The following is a 23,445-nucleotide window of genomic DNA, read 5'->3' on the forward strand; positions in this document are numbered from 1 at the left end:
TGAGACGTGCGGGGCACGGCGCGTCCGCATGAACCGTACTTCCATCGAACCGGCTTTTTCCGCGTGGCGTGACGCAGCACGAGCGCTGCTGCGTCGAAACGTCGAGCCGGGACAGGTCGAGTGGATAGAGTCGGAACGCGAAGCATGCGCTGTTGATCGTCAGCAAGCCGCTGAATTGGAGGGTGCGACCGTTGCCGGTGTGCGTGCTGAAGACGTATCTGCGGCCGGTGTTGCGGCCGGTGTTGCCGCCGCCGGTATCTCCGTTGATATCTCGGCGGCCAATACGCGCGCCACCGGGCTGCACGGCCCCTCATCCACCGCGATTCCCCGCGAGCTTCTCGCCCGGCTGCAAACCGCGGCCTGCTATCGTGCGCCGGATCGCTGGGCGCTGCTTTACCGCATACTTTGGCGCTGGACGCATGGCGAGCGGCGCGTGCTCGATCCCGGCGACGAAGACGGCGCGCTGCTCGCAACACGCATCGCCGCAGTTGAACGGGAAACCGACGATCTGCTGTTGCTTACGCTATTCCGGCGTCGCGATCCCACCATGGGGCTGCCGGAGTTCGTCGGCTGGTACGAGCCGCGACACGATCTGCTGGAGCGCGCCGCCGAGCGATTCGCCGAGAAAATGGGTGATTCCACGTGGATGCTGGCCACGCCGCACGGTGCGGCATTCTGGAACGGCATGCTGCTTTTCATCGGCCGCACTGCCAGCGAAGAGCAGGACGAAGCCACGCATGCGTTGCCCCCTGGCGCGATGGCCGGCGAAGCGATCAGCAGCGAATCCGCCGAGGCGCTGTGGCTCATGTATTACGCAAACGCCTTCAATGGCGAACGCACGCCCATGCCGCTGCGCTACTGGCGCACGCCGCCCGCCGGGCCGCCGTTGCCCGCGTCCATTGCTCGCGCGCGCAGCCGCCTCGGCGCGCAGGCGGCGCCTGTCAGCGTTCCACCGGCACCGCCTGTCGAATATTCGGCCATGACACCGCCGTTTCGTGAGCCCAGCGGTCCGCCAGACGCCTGCCGGCGCTGCGCGTTATGGCGTAATGCGCGGCAGGCCGTTGCCGGCGTGGGGCCGCGGCGAGCGCCGATCATGGTGGTCGGCGAGCAGCCTGGCGAGGACGAGAACCAGCGAGGCGAATCGTTCATCGGGCCGGCCGGCCAGTTGCTGGACGCAGTGCTCGCGCGCGCCGGACTCGAACGCGCTTCGCTGTATCTGACCTATGCCGTCAAGCATTACAAATGGGAAACCCTCGACCATCAGCACGAGCACGCGTCCGGCCAACAGCCCAACCGGCAGCGCATGCATCGCATGCCCGCGCGCCGCGAAGTCGAAGCGTGTCGGTACTGGCTCGACAAGGAACTGGCACAGGTCGGGCCGCGCGTGGTCGTCACGCTGGGCCCGACAGCCCTCAAGGCGATGAGCGGCGCCCACGTCAGCCTGTCGGAATATCTCGGTCAGACGATCGTACACGGCGACCTGATGATCGTCCCGACCTGGCACCCAGCCTATGCGCTGCGTACCGCTCATCGCGGTTTGCGCGACGACATTGTCGCAACGATTGCCGACGCGTTCCGGCGCGCTGCGCGATCGGCCGGCGCGTCAGGGTGAGCGCTTACGGGAGCGCGCAAGGATGCGCCGGTGAGCCTTTGCAGGATCACCCAGCCGCGCAGCCCGGCCATGTTGTCCCGGGCATGGCGTTTGCAACCAAGCACCACGATGTAACGGTCACGCAAAGCACACTGATCCCGTCTAAGCTGAGGTGACATCACCTTCAAGGTCACGCTTTCGCGGCGCCCGCGCCACGCACGAATTGCCGGCGAACGGCCCGTGCGCATCGTCATCACATCACGTCCATGAGCGAAACCTGCCCGCGTCTTTTCATCGTTTCACCCCATTTCGACGACGCCGTCTTCAGCTGCGGTGAGCTGCTCGCCGCGCATCCCGACGCCGTCGTCTGCACCGTATTCGCGGCACCGCCTCAGCAGCAGATGCACACGGAATGGGACGAAAAATCCGGCTTCGCCACCGCCCATCAAGCTGTGCACGAGCGCACGATCGAAGACGACCAGGCGCTCGATATGCTCGACGCCATTCCTCTGCGATTGCCGTTTCGCGACAGTCAGTATGCGGATTCGCCATCCATCAACAAGCTCGCGGCCGCACTCGAAGAGACGATTTACCGCACGACCGCCGACACGCTCCTGATGCCGCTCGGACTGCATCACGACGACCACGTGCGTGTATTCGAGGCCTGTTGCGAAATCCTGCCGCGTCTGTCCCATCTGGAATGGTTCGGCTACGAGGAAGCGATTCACCGGCGCACGCACGGTGTCGTGCAGGCGCGGCTAGCAGATCTCGCGCAACGCGGCATCGACGCGACGCCCGCCTCTCCGAGCGCAGGCCATACGATCGACGTCGCCCGTCGCGCGCGACTCAAACGCGAAGCGGTGAACGCCTACGCAAGCCAGTTGCGGGCCTTCGGCACGGGCAACTATGAAGATGTCTTTGCCGGCGAGCGTTATTGGCGCCTGACCACGGGGCGTCGCGCGAAGAAGTGAGTGGACGAGGATGAGGACAATCGCCTAAGTTTGACGTGAGCGGTTGCCGCCCCGACAAGGCCGCCGTGGAGCCGCGCCGTCATCACCGCCATGTGTTTTTCCAGCTAACCGAGGTTACGACATGCACACCACGCCCATTCCCGATCCCAACCCCGATCCGAGCCGCGACCCGGAAGGTGGCGACCCGCTCGCGCCAATACCGGGTCATCGCACGGATGAGCCGCAGCATTCGGACGGTCCGCCGGACAAAGACCCGGTGTGAACCCGATCTGATCGCAACACGCTGCTGAGACAGGCGCGAGTCGTGCGTTGCGCACGACTCGCGCGGAACGGTTTCGCCTAACGCGTCAGTTCCGAAAAGCCGTGCAACAGGCGGTCGATATCGGCCGCGTGGATGTTGCCCATCGTCGAAATGCGGAAGAGTTCGGCGGACAGTCCGCCCTGTCCCGCATAAATCACGAAGCCGCGCGCTTTCAGCGCGTCGTGCAATTGCGGGTACGAGACGCCTTGCGGCAAGCGGTACGCGCGCAAGACTACCGACGACTGCTCGGGCGGCAACACGCTGGCGATGCCGCGCTCGGCGAGGCCCGCGCGCGCCTGTTCGGTGAGCATGGCATAACGCGCATGGCGCGCACGCCAGCCGCCTTCGTCGGCGAGTTCACGCAGCGCTTCAACCAGCGCATAGTACGCATGAACCGACGGCGTGAACGGCGTGTTGCGCTGATCCTGCAAGCGCGCGAGTCGGCAAAGGTCCAGGTAATACGTGCGGCTCGCCGCCTGGGCGAGCGCCGCGCGGCGCACCAGCACGAACGACGCGCCAGGCACGCCGTGCAGACACTTGTTCGCGGTGGCCGCGACCGCATCGAGGCTTGCGTCGGCGAAATCGATCGCTTCTGCGCCAAAGCTGCTCACGCCGTCCACGAGCAGACGCAGCCCGCGCTCGCGACACAGCACGCCGAGTGACGTCAGATCGTTCAGGCGGCCCGTGGTGGTTTCGTGATGGATGACTGCGACGTGCGTGAATGCGGTGTCCGCGTCCAGATGGGCGGCGATTTTCGCGAGGTCCGGCGCCTGCATCCAGTCGTGTTTCAGCGATTCGTGCGCGATGCCGTATTGCGCGGCGATTTGCGAAATGCGCTCACCATACACGCCGTTTTCCACCACGAGCAGCTTGCCGTTTTGCGGCACGAGCGCAGCCGTCATGCTTTCGACCGCCGCCGTGCCCGAGCCGGTCATCAGCACGGCTTGCCACTCGCTCGCGTCCAGACCATACAGATCGACGAGACGCGTGCGCGCTTCTTCCTGCAGATCGAAAAATTCGCTTTCGCGATGGCACAGATCGGTCTGCAGCAGGCTGTTGCGGACGCGTTCGGTCAGCGTCACCGGACCTGGATTGAGCAGCAGCATCGACGCACTCCTTATGCGGCGCCGATGTGGCGCATCAGACGCGTCTTCACATCGGGCGGGGTGATGGTGGGGCGCGGCAGACCGTCGGGCGTGCCGCGACGGATCGCGATGCGCACGAAACGCGGGCCGTCGAGCGGAGCGGAATCGAACAGCGCGTCGATCACGCTGGCATCATCGCTTTCAACCGCCGACGCATAGCCGCACGCCGCCGCCACACCTGCAAACGACACATGCGACGAGACGGTCGCCTGGCCGCCGGTGGAATCGTGCGCGCCGTTGTCGAGCAGAATATGCGTGAGGTTCGACGGGCCGTACGCACCGAGCGTCGCGAATGCGCCCATGCGCATTAACGCGGCGCCGTCGCCGTCCAGCGCGACCACGTGCAGGTCCGGCCGCGACAACGCAAGACCGAGCGCGAACGGTGTCACGCAGCCCATCGAACCGACCATGTACAACTGGTTCGGGCGATCGTCGATCGCATACAGTTCGCGGCCGCAAAAGCCGGTGGACGCGAGCAGCACGGTCGATTGAAGCGGCGTGTGCGCAATCACCTTTTGCAGCGCGTCGTGACGCGTGGCGAGTTCATTCGCTTTCGCCTTCCCGAAGTTCGAAAGCGGCGCATTCATGACGCGGCGCGCCGTTACGCCGCTGTCCTTCAGTTCGTACGGCGCAACGCTGCCCTTCTGCATGACGAGCGCATAAGGGCGGCCGGTCTCGTCCATGTGTGCAATCGCGCGCTCCAGCGCCGGGCCGATCGCGTCGGCCTCGGTTGGGAAGGTCTCCCGCGGAATGTCCATCGTATCGAGCATGGCCGGCGTGACCGGTCCCATCAGCGCGTGCTGCGGCTCGTCGGCGACGCCAGGCTGCCCGCGCCACGTGACGATCAGCAACTGCGGCAAACGGAATGTCCACGTGAGCGAGGTGAGCGGGCTCACCGCATTGCCCAAGCCGGAGTTCTGCATCATCGTGATGCCGCGGCGGCCGTTCTGCGCACCGAGCGTCACACCGGCGATCAGTGCGACGGCGTCGCCCTCATTGGCCGCCGACACGTAGTGCAGCGATTCGTCCTGCAACACGTAATTGATGAACGGCGTCAGGTAGGAACACGGCACACCGGCATACCAGTCGAAGCCGCGCTCACGCGCCGCCTCGACGAACTGTGCAGCCTCGATCATTGCGCGGCTCCGCCTGCGGCGTGGGCCGGGTTGCCGACCGACGCCGCGAACGGCGCCTGGGCGTGCGCAAAATCACCGGCGCGCCGGAAGTCTTCCAGATCGTTCACGCCGCGCCAGTGGCCATGCACGTATTGCACTTCGATCGACTCGCCGGCTTCGATCAGTGCGTTCAGCAACGCAGGCATGTCGAGCGAATCGAAATCAGGCCGTGCCTGCAACTGGCTCAGCACCGCCTGCAAACGCTCGCGGCCCGCGCCGCGCACGTTCAGCAGACCTACCCAGCGCCCATGCGGTGTCTGCGACGCAATTGCGTTCGACGCCGCTTGCCCGCTCGACACGTGGCGCAGCAGCACCTTGTTGCCGAACAGGCCGCGGTCGTCGGCGGCCGAGCACCATGCGAAGTCGCGCACGCTGGCGTTTTCCGCATCGGTTAGTGACGAATCGACGACTACGCTGAACGCCGCATCGCTTTCCACCAGGTCGCGCAGCATATAGCTGCGGAACAGCAGATCGCCGTACGAAATCACAGTGTCGCCCGCGGCCTTGTCGATCGCGCACGCGAGGGACGCCAGTTCGCCCGTCTGCGCATGCCGTTCGTTGACGACGAGCTTGATGCCGGCCGTATCGATTGCATCGGCGCGATAACCGCCGACCACGGTAATGTCGTTGACGCCCTGCTTCTTGAACGCGTCGACGAGCCAGCGCAGCAGCGGCTTGCCCGCGATCGGCAGCATCACCTTCGGACGGTCTTGCGTGACCGCTTCGAGGCCCTTGCCGCGGCTCGCCGCAAGCACCACCGCCGAGCTGGCCGCGCGGCCGCTCGACAGATAGCGGTCTTCGGCTTCCGAATATTCGTCGGCATCTTGCAGACGGAAAATTTCGTTGACGGCGGCAATGCTGTCTTCGACGTTGACCAGCGTTTCGCTCGAATGAATTTCTTTCGCGACGGCCTGCATTGCCGAGGTGGCCGCACGAATCAGATGGTTCGCCCAGATCACCGTGCTGATGCCGGCTTCGCGGAACACTTCGGTCGGCGTGCTGTAGTACTTGGTCGGCACGATCACGAGCGGACCGCGGCCGGCCCACTCGCGCGCGAATTCGAGAATCTCGTCGGGACGCGACAGCTTGCTGTGAATCAGGATCGCGTCCGCACCGGCTCGCCGGTACGCTTCCGCCCGGCGCAGCGCTTCGTCCATGCCCCAGCCGGCAATCAGCGCTTCGACGCGTGCGACGATCGAGAAATGTTCGTCCGACTGCGAATCCTTGCCGGCCTTGATCTTGCCGCAGAATTCGTCCATATCCGCGAGCGGTTGCGCTTCGCCATTGATAAAGCTGTTGGTCTTCGGAAACTGCTTGTCTTCGATACACACGCCGGCAATGCCGCGCTGTTCGAGCTTGCGCACGAGCCGGCGCACGTTGTTGAAGTTGCCGTAGCCGGTGTCACCGTCGAGCAGGATCGGCAGGTCGCTTGCGTCGGCCATGAATTCGAGCGTGTCGACCACCTGCGTCCAGCTTGCTTCGTTGTTGTCCCGTACGCCGAACTGCGCGGAAATGGCGAGGCCCGAGCCCCAGATTGCCTTGAAGCCCGCTTCGCGCACAATGCGCGCCGAAAGGCCGTTATGCGCCTCCATCATGAATTCGAGTTCATTGCTAACGAGCATCTGACGCAGCCGTGCGCTGCGGGAAACGGAGGCGAAAGCGGGTTCGCGGGCATTCATTGACGGCACTCCTTGTGGCGGGCTTTTACGTGCTTTATTGGCCCGGCTGGTCTGCTGGAAAATGGCGACTATAGCGGAAATTTTATTTATTCATCATTTCGCCAAATGGGGTTTTCCCTCATTTTTCTTGAAGTTGCAAAAATGTGTCGTTTTTTGCGTTTACGTGTAATGCGAAGGATATGCATTTGGTTGGCGATTTGTGGAATCCTGATGCAGCCTATGACTGGCGCAGCAATCCGCGAAGAGCGCGAGCTAGACCAAGCAAAGACAAAATCAATTCCGGTCGCGTTTTAAATAATCAATGTTTATTTGCGGATCGCAAAATTTATATTCACGCGATTAAAATCAGTAAATGACTGAAGTGTAATGAATCCAACCTTTATTTTATTTGCATAGCGCTTTCTTGTTTTAAATCCGATTCTGGTCAGACAAAGAAAGCTCTGAAGAGCGGGTTTCCCCTGCCCTGCGCGCCCCGCGTTACGAAGCCGTAAACACAGACAGCGACACGCGACTCGCTACGCCACCGGCAAACCACCTCTGACCGACCACTTCGTGAAAGCGAAACATTGCTATGACTCTGAATAAAAAACTGGCCTCGATGATCGCCGTGCTCTGGATCGGCCTGATCCTGATCGGCGGCTTTGGCGCATGGCAAAGCCGTGCCTCGATGATCTCCGACCGCCGCGATCAATTGACTTCCCTGATCGAACAGGCCAATCACGCTGTCGAGCGCTATTACACGCTGGCCCAACAGCACGTGCTCTCCGAAGACGAAGCCAGAAAGCAGGCGCTCGATACGCTGGCCGCCATGCGCTATGGTAAGGACGGCTATATTTCGGTCAACGATTCCCAGCCGGTCATGTTGATGCATCCGTTCAAGAAGGAGATGGTCGGCAAGAATCTCGCGCAGTTCGCCGATCCGGCGGGCAATCATCTGTTCGTGGACATCGTGAACGCGGGCAATCGCCAGGGTGGCGGTTTCGTCGATTACCTGTGGGCCAAACCGGGCAGCGACAAGCCTGTGGCCAAGACAAGCTACGCCATGCATTTCGCGCCGTGGGACTGGTATATCGTCACGGGCATGTATATGGACGACGTGCAGAGCGCGTTCTACGCGAATCTGCTGCGCTGGCTGGTGATTACCGTCACGCTCGGCACGATCGCGACCGCGGTCATGCTCCTCGTGCTGCGCAGCGTGCACCGTTCCCTCGGCGGCGAGCTCGAAGTCGCCGTGCAAGCCGCGCAAATGATGGCGCGCGGCAATCTCACGACGCGCGTGCCGGTCAAGCCGGACGACCAGACGAGTCTGTTGCACGCGCTTCATACGATGCAGCACGGCCTGGTGGACACCGTATCGCGCGTGCGGCTCGGCACGGAGAACATCAATATCGGTGCGACGGAAATCGCTGCCGGCAACACGGATCTGTCGCAACGCACCGAGGAACAGGCGGCTGCGCTGGTCGAAACCGCATCGAGCATGGACCAGATGACGGTCAACGTGAAGCAGAATGCGGACAGCGCGCAGCAGGCCGCGCAACTCGCCGGCCAGGCGGCGGATGTCGCAAGGCGCGGCAGTCTCGTAGTGGACGACGTGGTGCGTACCATGGGCGAAATCACGACCAGTTCGCGGCAGATCGGCGACATCATCGGCGTAATCGACGGCATTGCGTTCCAGACCAATATTCTTGCGCTGAACGCCGCCGTGGAAGCGGCGCGCGCGGGTGAACAGGGACGCGGGTTCGCCGTGGTCGCGGCCGAAGTGCGCAGCCTCGCCCAACGCTCGGCGACCGCGGCGAAAGAAATCAAGGCGCTGATCGAAACCTCGACGGGCACCGTCGAATCGGGCGCATCGCTGGTCGCCAACGCCGGATCGACGATGGGCGAAATCGTGCAGTCGGTACGGCGCGTGAACGAGATTCTCGAAGAAATCAGCAATGCATCACGTGAACAGAGCGCGGGCATCGAACAGGTGAATCGGGCAGTGGGCGAGATGGATCAGGTCACGCAGCAAAATGCCGCGCTCGTCGAGCAGGCTGCGGCGGCCGCGCATTCATTGAAGGATCAGGTGGGCGTGCTGCGCGAGGCGATTTCGAGCTTCTCGCTGCCAGCCTGAACGGCGCCTCGACCCAGGGATAACAAAAAAGAAGGCGCTCGACAGGCACGGAGCGCCTTTCCAACACGCCGCGTCGGAGTCGACGCATTAATCGAACGACCGAGCCGCACGGATTTTAAAAATCCGTGCGGTTTTTTTTCGCCCAGGCCGATGTCGGCGCCTGGTGACGCATGCTTTTGCGCGGCGCAGTTGGGGACGCATCTTACTTACTTCCATCTATCAATAAAATTACGTTGTTATTACAATCCAACGGATGCTACTCCTTGCTTCTGCTCGGGGCTCGTAGGTCAACATCGCGTCGATCGATCTTGCTGTTCGTTTTCCACACCCAATGGCACAGAAGAAAAAACCACCGTCTGTTGATCTTTACTCGCCGGTCGCGCGAAACCAGTTGCTGGCCGCACGTCTGCCGATGTGGCGCTCCAGGTTCATCGTGCTGCTGGTGTTCAGCGCATTTGCCGCGCTCGCCGGGCGCGCGTTCTGGGTTCAGATCGTCAATCAGCACTTCTACGTCGATCAGGGGCAGAAGCGCTATCAGCGCACCCTCGAACTCGACGCGATGCGCGGACGGATCGTCGATCGCAATGGAGCGATGCTGGCCGTGAGTCTCGTCACTTACGAAATCTGGGCGTCGCCCAGATTGCTCGACGAAGCTGCCATTCCGCCGCTTTCGAAACTGCTCGACCTGCCGCTCCCGGAATTACGTCGGCGTCTGAATGGCGACAGGACGCTCGTGCTGCTCAAACGTCAGGTGGATGCCGACACGGCGGATCACGTGAGCAAACTGGGACTGGCGGGCATCACGCGAATGGCCGACTCGAAACGCTTTTACCCGGAAGGAGAATCGGCGGCACACGTGGTCGGTTTCACGGACATCGAGGACAACGGCCAGGAAGGCGTGGAACTCGCCGCGAATGCGCGCCTGCTCGGTGTGCCAGGCCAGCGCGAAGTGATTCGCGACCGGCTGGGCCGTGTGGTATCGGAAACGCGCCCGCTCGTGCCCGCGCAAAACGGCGCAACCATCCAGTTGACGATCGACCGGCGCATCCAGCAGCTCGCTTATGCACAATTGAAGGACGCCGTCGCGAAACATCACGCCGAAGCCGGCAGCGTCGTCGTGCTCGACGCGCGCAATGGCGAGATTCTCGCGCTGGCCAACTATCCGAGCTTCGACCCGAACGACCGCGCGCGTCTCACAGGGCGGCAGCTGCGCAATCGCGCGGTGGTGGACACTTTCGAACCTGGCTCGACGATCAAACCAGTGGTGGCCGCGCTCTCTATCGACGAAGGCAAGGTGCGCCCGCAGAGCATCATCGATACGGCGCCTGGCTGGTACAGGATCGGCCCGGCCGTCATTCACGACACGTCGAATCACGGCGCGATGACGGTGGCCGAGGCCGTGCAGAAGTCGAGCAATGTCGCATTCGCCAAGCTCGCACTGAACCTGCCGGCCGAGACGATCTGGACCAAGTATCGGCAATACGGTCTTGGCTTGCGGCCCGAGTTGACCTTTCCCGGCGTGGCGTCGGGCAAAGTGCGTCCGTATCAACGCTGGCGGCCAATCGAACAGGCGACGATGGCGTACGGTTATGGGCTCTCCACGTCGTTGCTGCAGATCGCACAGGCGTACACAGCCTACGCGCGCGACGGCACGATGCATCACGTGAGGCTGCTGCACGATGACGCAGGCGAGAACATCGACACATTCACCACCTATACAGACAAGCCGGCCAACACGCAGGTGACCACGCCGTCGACAGCACGCGCTATCCGTTCCATGCTGGAAATGGCAACGGGCGTCGGCGGCACGGGACGCGCGGCCGCGGTGGAAGGTTACCGCGTGGGCGGCAAGACCGGCACCGCGCGCAAGCAGGTCGGCGCGACGTACGCGAAGAACCGCTATCGCGCGCTCTTCGTCGGAATGGCGCCGATGAGCGACCCGCGCCTGATCGTCGCCGTGATGATCGACGACCCGGCCGGCCAGGCGTACTACGGCGGAACGGTAGCCGGTCCGGTATTCAGCGGCGTAACGGGCGGCGCGTTGCAGTTGCTGGGCGTGCCGCCAGATGCGTGACATATCGATGCGCGGACCCATTGCCTCTCTTCCACTCATGCGCTTTGTTTTTGCGCGCTTGCCTTAAGGGGCTTTTCTTCACGCGCTTGTCTCCACGCGCTTGTCTTAACGCGCTTGCTTCTGCGTGCCTGCTTTTCCGTGCCTGCTTTTCCGTGCCTGCTTTTCCGTGCTTTTTTACCGCGCTCTACTTTCATGCCGCGCTTTTCGCACTCTTAAGTCTCGCTTAATTCTTTGCTGCAACCATGAGGCACGACATCCCCTGTTGAGCCGCCAGAACATCGGCGGCGCTTTTTTTCAGGATGTTGCCGACGCCCCCGAAGATACGCTGCACGCTGCGAAGAAGGAGGTCAAACCATGGTTGAAGACGCGGTGTTCGAGCATCTGCGCGCCATGCCGGATAACGGATGGGTTCGTCAGATCCATTCATGCAAAGTCTCGGATCCATTGCAGCCGCCGTGGGGACGCTCTTACAGACTCGTCGAATGGACCATGAAACACGCGCCGGAATCGAGCCGCCGTGTGGTGCCCGCTGAAAGTACGCCGCTCGAAATTGCGCTTGCTGTCGTGTCGCACGTGCCCGGCCGGCGCTTTTACCAGCAGGCGGATGAATAGACTGTCGTCCCGCTCGTTCTAGCCGCCCGCAACTTTGGATTTGCAGTAGTCCAGCGCGTCTTCGAGCCGGTCGTTGCCCCAGAACATTTCATCGCCGACAAAAAACGTCGGCGCGCCAAAAACGCCGCGAGCCGCGGCCTCGTCAGTCTGTTTTCGCAGATGCAGTTTGTTCGCTTCGCTTTGCGCGTCGGCGATGATCTGCCCAGCGGGCAATGCCAATTCCTCCAGCACTTCGCTCACTACGTCCAGCGAACCTATGTCGCGGTCATGCACGAAGTTCATCTGCATGATCGCGCGGCAATAGGCGCCGATCCACGGACGATCCGTGCCCACCACCGCCACGCGTGTGGCAAGCAGCGCAGCGCGCGGGAAGGTGGTGGGCCGCGTCAACGCAAGACCGTACTTTCGACATTGACGCTCCATGTCTTTCCACACATAGGCGCCTTTCTCCTTCTGCAGGACGAACGGTGAATTATCGAAGCCGAGCGCGCGAAAAATCGGGCCCAGCAAAAACGGACGCCAGGCAATCCGCACGCGTTGGGCGCCGGCCAGTGCCTCGATGCGCATTACGCTCAGGTAACTGTAGTTGCTGCCGAAATCGAACCAGAGTTCGAGTTCCGGTGCATCGTCTTGTGTGTTCGATGCGGCTGTCATCATGTTCGCTTCTCCAATTCGTGCCGTTGGCAATGGCGGGGCGCGTGCGTGAGTGCTGCCTGCCGTTCATCGCCAGGCGTCACGTGCTTTCGGGAAAAGACGCGATATACTGTATATACATACAGTACTTTCTTGTCTGAACAATGCGTCTGCCACCTTTCGATCCTCCGACGCTCGTCGAACTGCGCGCCTGGTGGCGCATGCGCGACGAAAAGGCCGTCCAGCGGCTCATTCTCGAGATCCAGCGGCAACGGCTTACGCTGCTGGAATTGCGCATACTGATCGACGCCGGCGTGCAGCAGGCGCGCGCGGCGGACCGTGCGCTCGTCGAGCGGGGCGAACCGTTAATGACGCTGCGCATACGGATTGCACAGGAGGTGCTGCGTGTCGGCGATATTGACGACACCCGGCAAATGAGCCGCGCCGAGCAGGAGCGGCTCGCCGTACGCACGCATGAGCAAATGGACTATGCGCGCGAGGGGCGGCTCAGGCGGCAACGTCGGAATATTTAGGGTGGCGTGGCCAGGACGCGGCAGCAGCAGCAGCGATTGCAAATCCGCCGAAGCGGCAAATGTATTCGACGTGTGGGTCGCGTCCATCACGCGTTCAAGGCCTCGACGCGCGAAAATATCAACGCGTTTGCGCGGCCACACGCAGGCCGAGCGAGATGAACAGCACGCCGATGATCTTGTTTTGCCAGCGCGCGAGCCACGTCAGGCGCTTTACGAGTCGACCCAGGGGACGGATGGTCAGCACGATCAGCGTCGTGTAAAGCGCGCTCATCGCGACGAAAACCAGCCCGAGCGTCGTGAACTGCAAAAAAGTGGAGCCGTGCTCCGGACGCACGAATTGCGGCAGGAACGCGAGAAAAAACAAAGCGGTCTTGGGGTTGAGCACTTCGGCGGGAATGGCCTGCAGGAAGGCCTTCGACGCGGACACCGGCGGCACCGCCGGCATCTGCGCGCTGGCCTGTTTCTCGCGCAACGCGCGAACACCCAGATACACCAGATAGGCTGCACCAACGAATTTCACCGCATTGAACGCCAGCGCGGACGTCATCAACAGCGCCGACAGGCCAACCGATGCGCCGAGCGTGTGAATGAAGTCACCCACGGCAATGCCGAGTCCCGTGAGAATGCCGGCCTTGCGCCCGCCGTGCACCGTACGCGTCAACACCAGCAGCACGGCCGGCCCCGGAATCAGGAAGAGTCCGAGCACGACTGCCACGAAAGTCCCCAAAGTCGAAAAATCAGGCATGTTGTCTCCAGGATGACGTGCACAGTCGGCGAAGCGCAGGCACAGCGTGGTCAAAGGCCGCGCTTTAGCGTTCGATTGTAGACGAACAGGTGATTTGAGATTGAGCGCGCCGTCGATCCGTTACCATGACGGAACCGGACAGCGCGTGATCGACGTAGTCCGTTTTTTCATTCACCGACCTCTTTGCCTTGCCCACTTATACGTTGCCCGCGGCACTGAGCGCGGAACTCGACATCCGCAAGAGCCGCTTTATCGCGCATGCGATACCCGTTGCCGACCGCGAGGCGGCGATGGCCGAGTTGCGCCGCCTGCGCGACGCGCACCCCACTGCGACGCATATCTGCTGGGCGCTGCTTGCGGGCGGCCAGTCCGGCATGTCCGACGACGGCGAGCCGTCCGGCACCGCTGGCCGGCCGATCCTCGAAGTGCTGCGGCATCATGATCTGGACGGTGTGCTCGCCGCGGTCGTGCGCTATTACGGCGGCGTGAAGCTCGGCGCGGGCGGTCTGGTGCGCGCGTACACGGACGCAATCGCGTCGGCATTGCTCGACGCACCGCGCGTCGAACGGATCGCGCAGGTCGCGCTAGTCGTTGAAGTGAGCTATGCCGACGAGGCGCGCGTGCGCAGATGGATCGACGCCGCTGGGTATGCGCTCGCGAACAGCGCGTACGGCATGCTCGTGAACATGACCATTCGCCTACCCGCGAACGCGGTGGACGACGCGCGACGGGAACTGGTGGATATGACGCAGGGAAAGGCCGGCTTCAAGTAACGTGACGACCTGACGCCGCAGGGCAAGTGGACAACACTGTCATACGTAGCAGCTATCCTCTCATGACGTGGTGTCGAGCGCGCGTTATGACGGTTAACATGCGCTGCGCCGCGCCTCGGCGCGCGGCGATGCAACCGACTCGCAATCCGATTTAGGAGATGCATCGTCACGGCGCGCTGTTACCATGCTGCTCTGTACCGGGATGAATCCATTTAAAAGGGTAACTTCTCTGACTTCGACCGTCGCTTTTTCCCGCACAGCACCTGAGTCGCCGCAACGGAGCCAATCTTCGCTGCGCACGTCCAGTTCCATGCGCGCTCACCTGACGTACAGCGTACTCAAAGGATGCGGCAGCCTCGCGTTGCCTTTGATGTTGTCCGCCTGCTCATGGTCGTGGTTCGGGCTCAACCATAGTGCGCAACGTGCGGCAGCCCACCCCACAGGCTGGCTCAGCGTCGCTCCCGCCAGCGAATTCGCTTACATGCCGGCGCGCAACGGCCGCGTCTCGCCAAACCGCATCGAAAATACGGCGATGACCGGCATCGTGATGAAGGACGACATCAATGAGTCCGTCCGCAAAGGTGTGGTTGAACGTTTGCAGGTGGCGGGTTTCCATATCAATCAGGGCACCCGGGTACTGACCGGCATCATCGAAAAATTCACCGTGGACGACGCGCGGTCGCCGGCGCTGTGGACGCTGCAAATGCGTTATGTGGTGACCGATGTGGCGACCCGGAAAGTGGTTTTCTCCACGACGAAAACCCTCAGGCAGAAGTCGCCGAAATTCACCAGTAGTGTTATTGCTATCGAGGATACGGTGAGGCTGAGTGTCGATGCGTTGATTGGGGATCCGGGGTTTGTGAGGGCGGTGAATTGAGGGGGCGCGTGCCTGCTTTCTGATGGGGAAAGACATGCATCGGATCAAACGCTATCTGACGACCGCGGCCGCTTTCGCAGTCGGCGAGGCACTCGTATCTTTCATGTTGCTGGCCGCGCTGCTTTGCAAGCTGACCGCACGGATCGGCAAGTCAAAGTGATCTCACCCGGTTGAAACGTCATTTCACACTTAATGCCGCTCGCGCCGAACCGAAAGCTGGCTTGGCTGCTCCAGTAGCATCTACCAATCCAAAATTGCGTTCGCGCGAATTCTTCGCTTGCTGCGAGTCCTGCCATTCGTAGATCGACATCAGCGGTGTTCCGGTTTGCGCGCGTTTTGCCAGAAACGATTTGATCTCGTCGGCTTGGCCCACCGCGTCTTTCTTCCCGCCCGACGAGACGCCCCACTCGCTAATCACCACCGGCAGTCCATATCTGGAACGCACGTCTGCGGACACGTCCTGAATCTGCCGGCTGCTCATTCCGTACGCGTGATAAGACACGGCGTCGATGCAGCCGCTCGACGATGCCTGGACGCTTTGCAACAATCTGCCGGATCGCGTATTCATTAATGGCGCGGATGAAAAGCCGAATCCGATGACCGGCGTTGATGTATGAACCGACTTCAACTTTTCGCACACCGCCTGGATAAAAACCGGAAACGTCGAATCGACGCTCCCTGTTGGCCAATAAGCAGGTAAATCGGGTTCGTTCCACAATTCGATGGCGAGCAGATTCTTTTGGTAGGTGCCCGTCAGCCTGCTGATCAAATCGACCAATTGCGTTGCCGACTCGCGCAACTGCGCAGTTCGTGACTCGTCGTTCTGTGCCGGCTGTACAAGCGATACAGTCGATCGCACTGTTAAAAGAACGGGTAAGCCTGCGGAGTCGGCCGCGTCGAACGCCGCCGACACGCTGTTGCGATAACTGGCGAGTTGCATCGAATTCATCCACACGCCGAAACGCACGAAGCTGAAGCCGAACGCTTTGATCCGTCTCGCCATATCCGGCGTAAAGCGCTCGATCTTCACCTGAACACCTACTTTCGGGGATTGATCGATGTTGGAGATCCAGTTCTTGAACAGTTGCGCATGCGCCCCAGCCGACGCACAGCAGATGCACAGCGCCAGCAGACCGGATCTGAACACACGCTCGATGCCTACCATATCTCCCCCGCGTCCGCGGTCTCAACTCGTTTGAAAATGTCCGGGCCTGCATCCATCGGCCAGACAGCTGACACGCCAGGCGCCTAGAAGTGCGACGCTGGACAAGTGCCTGATATAACTTCCCAGATCCGGCTCGAATAGCATGGACACCGCTATATGACCGACGACCAGGCTTGCGAGCACGTCCGCTGCTCCGGCTTGACGACAGGCCGTGCTGGAGCCTCTGCGGTCCAGCACCGAACTAAGCGCGATCCACACGAACACCTGCATCACGAACTCTTTGGGTCCGGGATAAAAGAGAACGGGGACGTTCAGTTTTAGAATCGCATACACATAGTCTGCGCAGAATGTCGTGAACGAGGTCGGTTCGTACAGGTTGTAAAAACCCGTCCGTGCACCGTAGGGTGAGCCGGCCACGAGATAGTCGACTGCCATATCGCGAGGGTGCAGCAAGATGGAATACACAATGTCCGGCAGCAGATACAAAGCAACGACAGCGGCGAGTATGGCAAAGGTCTTGAGCCGTGCCGACATTGCCCAAAAAACCCAGACAGCCGCCGCGATGGCGAGAATCAACGCGAAGTAGATGCGCACTGTGAGCGCATAGCCGAGATAGAGAACGGCCGCTGCCGCCATTACCCAAAAAAGGCCGCCTTTTCTGGCGACCGTCACCAGAATGATGGACATGAGCACGACCAGTGTGTCCTTGCTTGCAACGAACAGATTGAAAAACACACAGGGCGCCAGCAATATGACATTCGCTGCGAGACCGCCGGCGCGCCTCGAATACCCGATCATCAATCCGATGAACAGGACACCAATACCGATCACCAGAAGATTGGTTCCGACACTGCCGAGTGACGCATAAAACTTTGCTACTGCATCGAACGATGTGTCCTGATACGTGCTCGACCCACCAATCTGGGACTGGATCTTGTCGGCGTCACGAGACACGAAATCAGGAAGGAATGTCCCCGCTTTCCAATACACCGCGACATACAGCAGTATCGCGACGCCGGCCGTCAGTCGGACGACGCCCGCGCTAAGCCGCGGCCCCGCATTGATCAGCTTGAAGATCATGGGCAGGCGCCTCGCGCTCGCTGGCGACGCTCGTCCTGTCTTTCCCGGCAGCGCGTCACGACAAACAGCACGGACGCCACAATCGCCGCACTGACCATCAAATGGGCGAACGCGGCGCCCACTGCACCCAGGCGCGCGACCGACAGCCATTCCAGCGGCATGCTGAAGATCGCGACTGCGGAGATGACGACGAATACTTGCTTGCCCAGGCGCAGCGCAATGGCAGCGCTCCAGTAAATATCGGCAATCGACCTGAGCACGAACGAGATGAGCAGCGTGGAAAGCATCAACCGTGTGGCCCCGTCAACCGGCTCATGCGCCATACGAAAGATGGGCTGGATGAGCGCCAGTATCGCTGCTGCCGCTAGCACGGTAATGCAGATGCTGGTGCGTGCAGAACTTCGTAGCACCGCCCGAAAATCGGCAGTTGCAACGCCCAGGGAGCGAACGAGACGGGGCCCTGTCGTCACGACAACGGTCGCATAGGCGATCGTCTGGATCGAATTCGCCACGGACCATGCGAATACATAACGACCGAGTTGATCGGCCGTGATGATTCCGCTCGCAATGAACCGCTCTCCGTATTGCAAGCAGGAAAGTACAGTGGTCGCGACGAAGAAGGGCAAACCGTCGAGCCATACTGTACGAACGCTCGTTACGCTGCCCGCCGCTTTCGCGCGGGCAAATCGCTTCCCCTCATACTCGTGGTTCCAGAGACACCCACACGCTCCCAATGCCGCGACCACATTGGTCACCCACCATAAAGTCAGTATCGACTCGATGGACCGCACCGCGCCGCTGAGCAGCGCGATGATTGCGACACCAGCCCACGCACCTGTCCGGATGAAGAGAAGAAACGAACCCAGGCGCGGCCGGTGCAGGGAGAATACATAAGAGGTCGTCTCGAGGCCGAGGTGTTCAGAAAACGCCACGAGCATGATGCCTACCAGGACGCCCCGTGACATTCCCGCAAACACCGGCAGGTCGACGCCAACCCGTATGAGCCAGACAACCGCCGCAATGACAAAATAAACAACGCAATAGAGTGACAGCAATCGGCGCGCTTCGTGGATCGCAATCGACGCGTTCTCACCACTCAGTCGTCGATTGATTTCGGTACTAAACCCAAGGCCCAGCAATTTGGACGACACGACAGACACCGCGACCGCCAGACCATAGTCAGCCACGGCAGCAAACCCGAGCGTGCGCGCGATGACGATCGTCAGCGCGAACTTTAACGCCAGCGATGCGATCCGAAAGACGAGGCGAAAGAGCAGATGCATAGCGTGCTCGCGTCAGCCGCAGTGTGCTGCGCGAAGCGCGTCGACGACCCGCTCTCTTCCGCGGCGGATTCGCTCGACCCCGGTCGATGCGTTTTTCCAGAAGTCGGGCACCGCGCCGTCCGCGAGAATGGTCGCCGCTACCTTGTCCGGGTCGAAGTCGGCCGCATTCGCAACCCAGCCATTCAAACCCAGATCGGCATAGGCGCCGAATCCCTTTCGCTCGTAGCTAAGGTGATAGGACGGCACGCCGCTTAGCACCGATTCGAGCGCACCATGAAGACGTACCGACACGACGACGTCAGGCCGGTCCGTATTCAGAAGCTGTTTCAGCGGCAAGAGGTCGCCCGTAATGCCCATGCTTCGGTAGTACGCAAGGTCGTCGTTGCCGCGCCCGGTACTTTGCACTGAAAAGCTGATCCGGCAGGCAGGCCGCAAACGCTCGATCAGTGCCTGCGTCGACGCCTCGTACCGCTTGCGCTGCTGCACGCCCCAGCTCGGCGCGCGACGCAATACGAAAGCGACATGATTGACAGCGGACGGCGCTGTGTTCGCGAGTGCCATGATCTGCGTGCTGCGCCGCTCGAAGTCCAGCACGGCAAGATCGGGAGCACGCTGGGTGTTGGTGTTGCCTTCGAGGAAAGACATCGAGCGGTCGTCGCGAACGAACACCGAAGAAAACGTTCCGAGCATGGCTTTCAGGTGCGAATGCAGCGGTTCGGCCGGCATCGAAGGTCCAATGCTTTGCGGCAGATAGACCGTGGGCTTGCCCGACAGGCACGCGGCGCGCATCTGCAACAGATGGCCCGCCTCCAGTTTGAGCGCTTCCAGGTAATTGCGCGCACGCAGATAACCGCCTCCCACGCCGGCGATCAGATCGGCTGATTTTAAAAGGCGCAACAGTTCGCTCAACCGGCTATTGCTGGCCACCGGCAGCAGCAGACTCGCTGCCGCCGCAATCCGAGCCACACCGTTTTCGGCAAGAACCGGCGCAGGGTGCAGGTCGCTGTGCTGGGAAAAAGAAGCGGGATCGGCCGCGACGATCGACACGCGCGTGTTCTCGCCGAGCGCCTGTTTCAAAAGGCCTATCGACAGGTCGACGAGCAGGCCATCGCCGGAATTTCTGGAACTGTATGCGTGCAGTAGCACTACATGCTTGCTGGGCAGTATCATTTGCGCTCCCTGATCAAACGCTTGTAGAGATCCACGGTCTGATTGACCATGGAAGAAGTGGAGAAGCGTTCCACTGCCCGCTCGCAGTTAAGGCTCATTGACTCGCGCATTGACGGGTCTTGCGCAAGCGCACCGATTGCATCCGAAAACGCGGCAACATCATCTGTATTCGGCACAACGAATCCCATTCTTTCTGCGCCGATAAGTTCGGCCGCGCCGGACACACGTGTCGAGACAATTGGCACGCGTGCGGCCATCGCCTCGAGAACGACATAGGGGAAACCTTCGTAGCGGCTTGGAAGCGCGAAAATATCGAATGCCGAAAAGTAGCGGCGCGCTGCCGGGACTGCACCGAGCAAACGAATGTTCGACGGCACGCCTTGCGCACAGATACCCGACGCGCCCATGAAATCGCCCGGGCCTATCACCGCAAAGATCACGTCATCCATTCCACGGTCGAGAAGGCTTCGTGCCGCGCTCGCCAGCCGGTCGACACCCTTCTGGAATTCGAGCCGCCCGACAAAGCCGACAACAACTGCGTTGCTCGGCAAGCCAAGCGCAGCTCTTGCAGCGGCGGCCGGCATCAACGATGGCGCAGGAACCCCGTTGAAAATGGTCGCTATCCGATCCGCTGGAATGCGAAGCACTTGATGCAAGTGTTCCGCTTCGTCAACCGAGACGGCGATGATTCGATCGCTACGGAAACGTCCCAGCAACCGCTCGATCAGTCCATAAAACCGACGTTGCGCGCGCGGCAGATAAGGGTTGAGCGTGTAGACCGCATGCGGCGTATAAACCTGTTTCCATGGGCCCAAACACAGACGCGCGAGCGCACCGGCCTTCGAGCTGTGACTATGCACAATGTCCGGCATGATCTCGCGCAGACATCTGAAAAGATGGGCGAAAGCAAGCGTGTCCGACGCGCCGACAGAACGCTGTACCGGTAGACGATGCACCGAATCGCATTGCGCGAGGACTGACTCATCAATGATCGTCCCGTCGAAACGGTCGCCGCTCGGAACAACCAGATGAATCTCGATGCCGCCGCGCGCGCGTAATCCACGAATCAGATCCGCGATATGGACCGCAACGCCGCCGCCTGCTGCTTCGACGACAAGTGCAACGCGCAGGCGCCGCGCCTTTTGGTTTCTGTTTGTATCGGCGTTCGTGCTGCGCTCGGGAACAACAGGAAGTGTTCGAGTAGGGACAGGCCGCGATATTTCATCGCGAGGTGTGACAGTATTCGAGCGCATCATAACCGCCGGCCAATGCGACTGATCAACCTGCGCCAGCGGGATAGCGGTGCAATCCGCGAATCGTCGTAGCTGTATTGCACGTACCGGTAGCCGCCGTTTTTACGGCTGTAAGCCCGCCTTCCAGACTTCGGATCGACGCCGTTCAGAATGACGCCAGTTACGGCAATGCCGTTATGCGCAAACCGTTTGACAGATTCCGACAGCTCCGAGACCCGCGTGCGGCCAGCGCGTGCAACCAGCAGCACGGTTGCGCAGTAGTGAGCGAGCACCACTGCGTCGGTTGCCACCAGAACTGGCGGTGAATCGACGAGCACAACGTCGTAGTCGCGCGCGCACGCTTCGAAAATGCCTTGCACGCGTTCATGGAGGAGGACTTCCGCCGCACTGAAGGGCAGATCACCTGTAGTCACCACATCGAGGTTCTGAATCACATTGCGGTGAATCACCTCGTTAAGACGAAGCTTGCCGGCGATCACGTCCGTCAGACCGGATTCCCGCTCACGGCGAAAGTTCTGATGCAGGTAGCCTCGGCGAAGGTCACAATCGATAATCAACACGCGCTTGCCGCTGCTCGCCAGCAGCGCGCCAAAATTCGCCGACACAAATGATTTGCCGACACCGGGCGTAGGTCCCGAGACCAGGATTACCTTGTTCGCGGCATTCGCCATGGCGAACTGCAGTGCTGTACGCAAGCTCCTGAGACTTTCAACGGCGGGATCATGCGGATGACGCTCGACCAGCAAGCGCACGTCTGACGCGTCGCTGTCGTCCGCGTTGACCTGCTGCTGGTGACGCGATAGGGGGATAGTCGCGTACACATTAAGGCCGGTATGGCTCTCGACCTCCTCCGCCTCGGCCACTCCCGCAAACAGGAAGCTGTGGACGAACGCAAAGCCTGTTCCGAGCAACAGCCCAAGCAAGGCGCCCGCCGCGATCGTCAACGGACGGTTCGGAAAGGCAACCTGTTCAGGAACGACCGGCGTATCGACCAGCCGAACCGTTCCGGTTTTGCCCGCCTCCACCAGCTTCAATTGCTGGACGTTGTTCAGGAGCGCCGTGTAAAGCTCGGTGTCCACCTTCACGTCGAGCATCAGACGAACGGCATCCTGTTGCACGTCAGGCAAGCGCCGGATCTGTTGATCGAAAGCGCTCTGCTGGCTGCGAAGCGTCGCGATCTGCGAGCCCAGCGCGATCACGTCGGGGTGGGAGTCCGTGAAACGTGCCGCTAATTCGTCGCGCTTCTGCTGCAGTTCAAGCATTCGGGTTTTGGCATCCGCCGTCTGCTGAAGGGCGATCTTCGCCTCCTCCGTCAGATCGACAGAACCCTGACGGTTGCGCATCTGCGTATAACGCGCCTCGGCGTTCTCGAGCTGCTCCTTGAGCAGTGGTGTTTGCGTGTCAAGAAACGCAAGGGACTGCGCCGCGTCGGCGGCCTTGCGGTCGATGTTCTGCTTCACGTAGTAACGACCGACCGCAGCCAGCTGGTCACGAACCGTGATCGGATCGGTTCCCTTGAGACTGGCGATCAGAATGCCCGACGACTTGATCTTCTCCTGAATGTCCAGGCCATTCTGCATGTCGACGATCGTATCGAGACGCGATCTGCGGGTCAGCTTGAACTTCGCACCAGGCTCGGCGTTGAACGACTTCACACATAGCGTCAGCGGACCGTATTCGGTCTTGATTTCTTCTACCTGACCTACCCGGCCAATGAAGGCGTCCGTCAGGTCCCAGCCCGACAGACGATAGCGGCCACCCTCCAGCACGGTCAGCGCGAAATGATCCCCTTCTACACGCTTCGGGACATCGAACAGCGGAATGTCAGCACTTTCGGGACCCCAAACCCAGCCTCCGATACCGAGAACGCCGGGCCGCCCGATCGAGTCATTAAATCGCGAGATAAGGTCGCCAATCACCGGAAAGCGACTTGGCCGCACGACGATATAGCTGTGCAGTTGATCGACGACGCTGGTCACGACAAGCCGCGACGCCATGATCTGCTGCTCGGCGGAGGTCGGAGAGTTGTAGCTGAAAAGCGACGACACATCGCCCAGCAAACTCTGCGCAGCGGCCATACCCGTGCCGTCTTCCACCTGGACCGAGATATCCGCCTCGTAGCGCGGCGGAAAGAGAAAGGCGAAGGCAGTCGCGAGAACAAGGCAAGTGACGCAGATTTTGAGGATGATCCAGCGATAGTCGACGAGCACGTCGAGTACCGCAATCAGATCGATCTCCTCATCATGTTTCAACGCCCCTTTCTCAGGCGGTT

The 23,445-nt window shown here is 61.2% G+C and carries 22 protein-coding genes; 10 read left to right on the forward strand and 12 right to left on the reverse strand.

Annotation, left to right across the window (positions count from 1 at the left end):
• Positions 1-28 precede the first annotated feature (28 nt).
• The 3 genes from AAGS40_RS22315 to AAGS40_RS22325 all read left to right on the forward strand — a co-directional run bounded on the left by AAGS40_RS22315 (position 29) and on the right by AAGS40_RS22325 (position 2,824).
• Entirely contained in the window at positions 29-1,612 is a 1,584-nt protein-coding gene (locus tag AAGS40_RS22315) for a DUF4130 domain-containing protein (RefSeq protein WP_345815041.1), read from the forward strand.
• A gap of 245 nt (positions 1,613-1,857) precedes the next feature.
• Positions 1,858-2,562 carry a PIG-L family deacetylase gene (locus tag AAGS40_RS22320; RefSeq protein ID WP_345815042.1) on the forward strand — a complete coding sequence of 235 codons (705 nt, stop codon included), beginning with the start codon at positions 1,858-1,860 and terminating at the stop codon, positions 2,560-2,562.
• A gap of 121 nt (positions 2,563-2,683) precedes the next feature.
• A complete protein-coding gene (locus tag AAGS40_RS22325; RefSeq protein WP_345815044.1) occupies positions 2,684-2,824 on the forward strand; it encodes a hypothetical protein in 141 nt (46 codons plus the stop codon).
• Positions 2,825-2,901: 77 nt separating this feature from the next.
• Here AAGS40_RS22325 and AAGS40_RS22330 read toward each other — a convergent pair whose 3' ends face one another.
• The 3 genes from AAGS40_RS22330 to aepX are packed head-to-tail and all read right to left on the reverse strand — an operon-like array spanning position 2,902 to position 6,862.
• The gene (locus AAGS40_RS22330; RefSeq protein WP_345815046.1) at positions 2,902-3,969 is read right to left on the reverse strand and encodes a 2-aminoethylphosphonate aminotransferase; all 1,068 of its coding nucleotides are present in this window, start codon (positions 3,967-3,969) and stop codon (positions 2,902-2,904) included.
• 11 nt (positions 3,970-3,980) lie between these two features.
• Positions 3,981-5,144 (reverse strand): phosphonopyruvate decarboxylase, encoded by a 1,164-nt coding sequence (gene aepY, locus AAGS40_RS22335; RefSeq protein WP_345815047.1) that lies wholly within the window; start codon positions 5,142-5,144, stop codon positions 3,981-3,983.
• Positions 5,141-6,862 (reverse strand): phosphoenolpyruvate mutase, encoded by a 1,722-nt coding sequence (gene aepX, locus AAGS40_RS22340; RefSeq protein WP_345815049.1) that lies wholly within the window; start codon positions 6,860-6,862, stop codon positions 5,141-5,143. The genes aepY and aepX overlap by 4 nt, the downstream gene beginning before the upstream one ends.
• Positions 6,863-7,433: 571 nt before the next feature.
• On the opposite strand from aepX, the gene AAGS40_RS22345 reads away from it, so the two are divergent.
• From AAGS40_RS22345 to AAGS40_RS22355, 3 genes are all read left to right on the forward strand, one after another.
• Positions 7,434-8,975: a methyl-accepting chemotaxis protein gene (locus AAGS40_RS22345; protein WP_345815051.1), complete on the forward strand. Its 1,542-nt coding sequence runs from the start codon at positions 7,434-7,436 to the stop codon at positions 8,973-8,975.
• Positions 8,976-9,306: 331 nt separating this feature from the next.
• Positions 9,307-11,049, forward strand: a complete 1,743-nt coding sequence (locus AAGS40_RS22350) for a penicillin-binding protein 2 (protein ID WP_345815052.1) — start codon at positions 9,307-9,309, stop codon at positions 11,047-11,049.
• Positions 11,050-11,403: 354 nt separating this feature from the next.
• The gene (locus AAGS40_RS22355) at positions 11,404-11,661 is read left to right on the forward strand and encodes a DUF2866 domain-containing protein (RefSeq protein ID WP_345815053.1); all 258 of its coding nucleotides are present in this window, start codon (positions 11,404-11,406) and stop codon (positions 11,659-11,661) included.
• An 18-nt stretch (positions 11,662-11,679) separates the two neighbouring features.
• Here AAGS40_RS22355 and AAGS40_RS22360 read toward each other — a convergent pair whose 3' ends face one another.
• Complete coding sequence (locus AAGS40_RS22360) at positions 11,680-12,318, reverse strand: 2-hydroxychromene-2-carboxylate isomerase (protein ID WP_345815054.1); 639 nt, start codon at positions 12,316-12,318, stop codon at positions 11,680-11,682.
• Positions 12,319-12,458: 140 nt separating this feature from the next.
• Between AAGS40_RS22360 and AAGS40_RS22365 the strand changes: the two genes are divergently transcribed.
• Positions 12,459-12,827: a hypothetical protein gene (locus AAGS40_RS22365; protein WP_345815056.1), complete on the forward strand. Its 369-nt coding sequence runs from the start codon at positions 12,459-12,461 to the stop codon at positions 12,825-12,827.
• A gap of 118 nt (positions 12,828-12,945) precedes the next feature.
• Here AAGS40_RS22365 and AAGS40_RS22370 read toward each other — a convergent pair whose 3' ends face one another.
• A complete protein-coding gene (locus tag AAGS40_RS22370) occupies positions 12,946-13,572 on the reverse strand; it encodes a LysE family translocator (protein WP_345815058.1) in 627 nt (208 codons plus the stop codon).
• Between the two features lie 188 nt (positions 13,573-13,760).
• Here AAGS40_RS22370 and AAGS40_RS22375 point away from each other — a divergent pair, with 188 nt between their 5' ends.
• The gene (locus AAGS40_RS22375) at positions 13,761-14,345 is read left to right on the forward strand and encodes a YigZ family protein (protein WP_345815059.1); all 585 of its coding nucleotides are present in this window, start codon (positions 13,761-13,763) and stop codon (positions 14,343-14,345) included.
• 93 nt (positions 14,346-14,438) lie between these two features.
• Here the strand turns inward: AAGS40_RS22375 and AAGS40_RS22380 are convergent, their stop codons facing one another.
• Complete coding sequence (locus AAGS40_RS22380) at positions 14,439-14,657, reverse strand: hypothetical protein (RefSeq protein WP_345815060.1); 219 nt, start codon at positions 14,655-14,657, stop codon at positions 14,439-14,441.
• Here AAGS40_RS22380 and AAGS40_RS22385 point away from each other — a divergent pair.
• Complete coding sequence (locus tag AAGS40_RS22385; protein ID WP_345815062.1) at positions 14,656-15,222, forward strand: hypothetical protein; 567 nt, start codon at positions 14,656-14,658, stop codon at positions 15,220-15,222. The two genes, AAGS40_RS22380 and AAGS40_RS22385, sit on opposite strands and share 2 nt — an antisense overlap.
• 34 nt (positions 15,223-15,256) lie before the next feature.
• Positions 15,257-15,382, forward strand: coding sequence for a hypothetical protein (locus AAGS40_RS22390; RefSeq protein ID WP_345815063.1), 126 nt, complete (start codon positions 15,257-15,259; stop codon positions 15,380-15,382).
• An 18-nt stretch (positions 15,383-15,400) separates the two neighbouring features.
• On the opposite strand, the gene AAGS40_RS22395 is transcribed toward AAGS40_RS22390, so the two are convergent.
• The 6 genes from AAGS40_RS22395 to AAGS40_RS22420 are packed head-to-tail and all read right to left on the reverse strand — an operon-like array spanning position 15,401 to position 23,425.
• Entirely contained in the window at positions 15,401-16,387 is a 987-nt protein-coding gene (locus AAGS40_RS22395) for a cellulase family glycosylhydrolase (protein ID WP_345815064.1), read from the reverse strand.
• Positions 16,388-16,408: 21 nt separating this feature from the next.
• Positions 16,409-17,467, reverse strand: a complete 1,059-nt coding sequence (locus AAGS40_RS22400; RefSeq protein ID WP_345815065.1) for a hypothetical protein — start codon at positions 17,465-17,467, stop codon at positions 16,409-16,411.
• A complete protein-coding gene (locus AAGS40_RS22405; RefSeq protein WP_345815067.1) occupies positions 17,464-18,750 on the reverse strand; it encodes a polysaccharide biosynthesis protein in 1,287 nt (428 codons plus the stop codon). Before AAGS40_RS22405 ends, AAGS40_RS22400 begins: the two co-directional genes overlap by 4 nt.
• Positions 18,751-18,762: 12 nt before the next feature.
• Positions 18,763-19,920, reverse strand: coding sequence for a polysaccharide pyruvyl transferase family protein (locus AAGS40_RS22410; RefSeq protein ID WP_345815068.1), 1,158 nt, complete (start codon positions 19,918-19,920; stop codon positions 18,763-18,765).
• Positions 19,917-21,176 (reverse strand): glycosyltransferase, encoded by a 1,260-nt coding sequence (locus AAGS40_RS22415; protein ID WP_345815070.1) that lies wholly within the window; start codon positions 21,174-21,176, stop codon positions 19,917-19,919. Before AAGS40_RS22415 ends, AAGS40_RS22410 begins: the two co-directional genes overlap by 4 nt.
• Positions 21,173-23,425: a polysaccharide biosynthesis tyrosine autokinase gene (locus AAGS40_RS22420; protein WP_345815071.1), complete on the reverse strand. Its 2,253-nt coding sequence runs from the start codon at positions 23,423-23,425 to the stop codon at positions 21,173-21,175. Before AAGS40_RS22420 ends, AAGS40_RS22415 begins: the two co-directional genes overlap by 4 nt.
• Between the last annotated feature and the right edge of the window lie 20 nt (positions 23,426-23,445).

It is taken from the genome of Paraburkholderia sp. PREW-6R, from assembly GCF_039621805.1.
Taxonomy (GTDB): domain Bacteria; phylum Pseudomonadota; class Gammaproteobacteria; order Burkholderiales; family Burkholderiaceae; genus Paraburkholderia.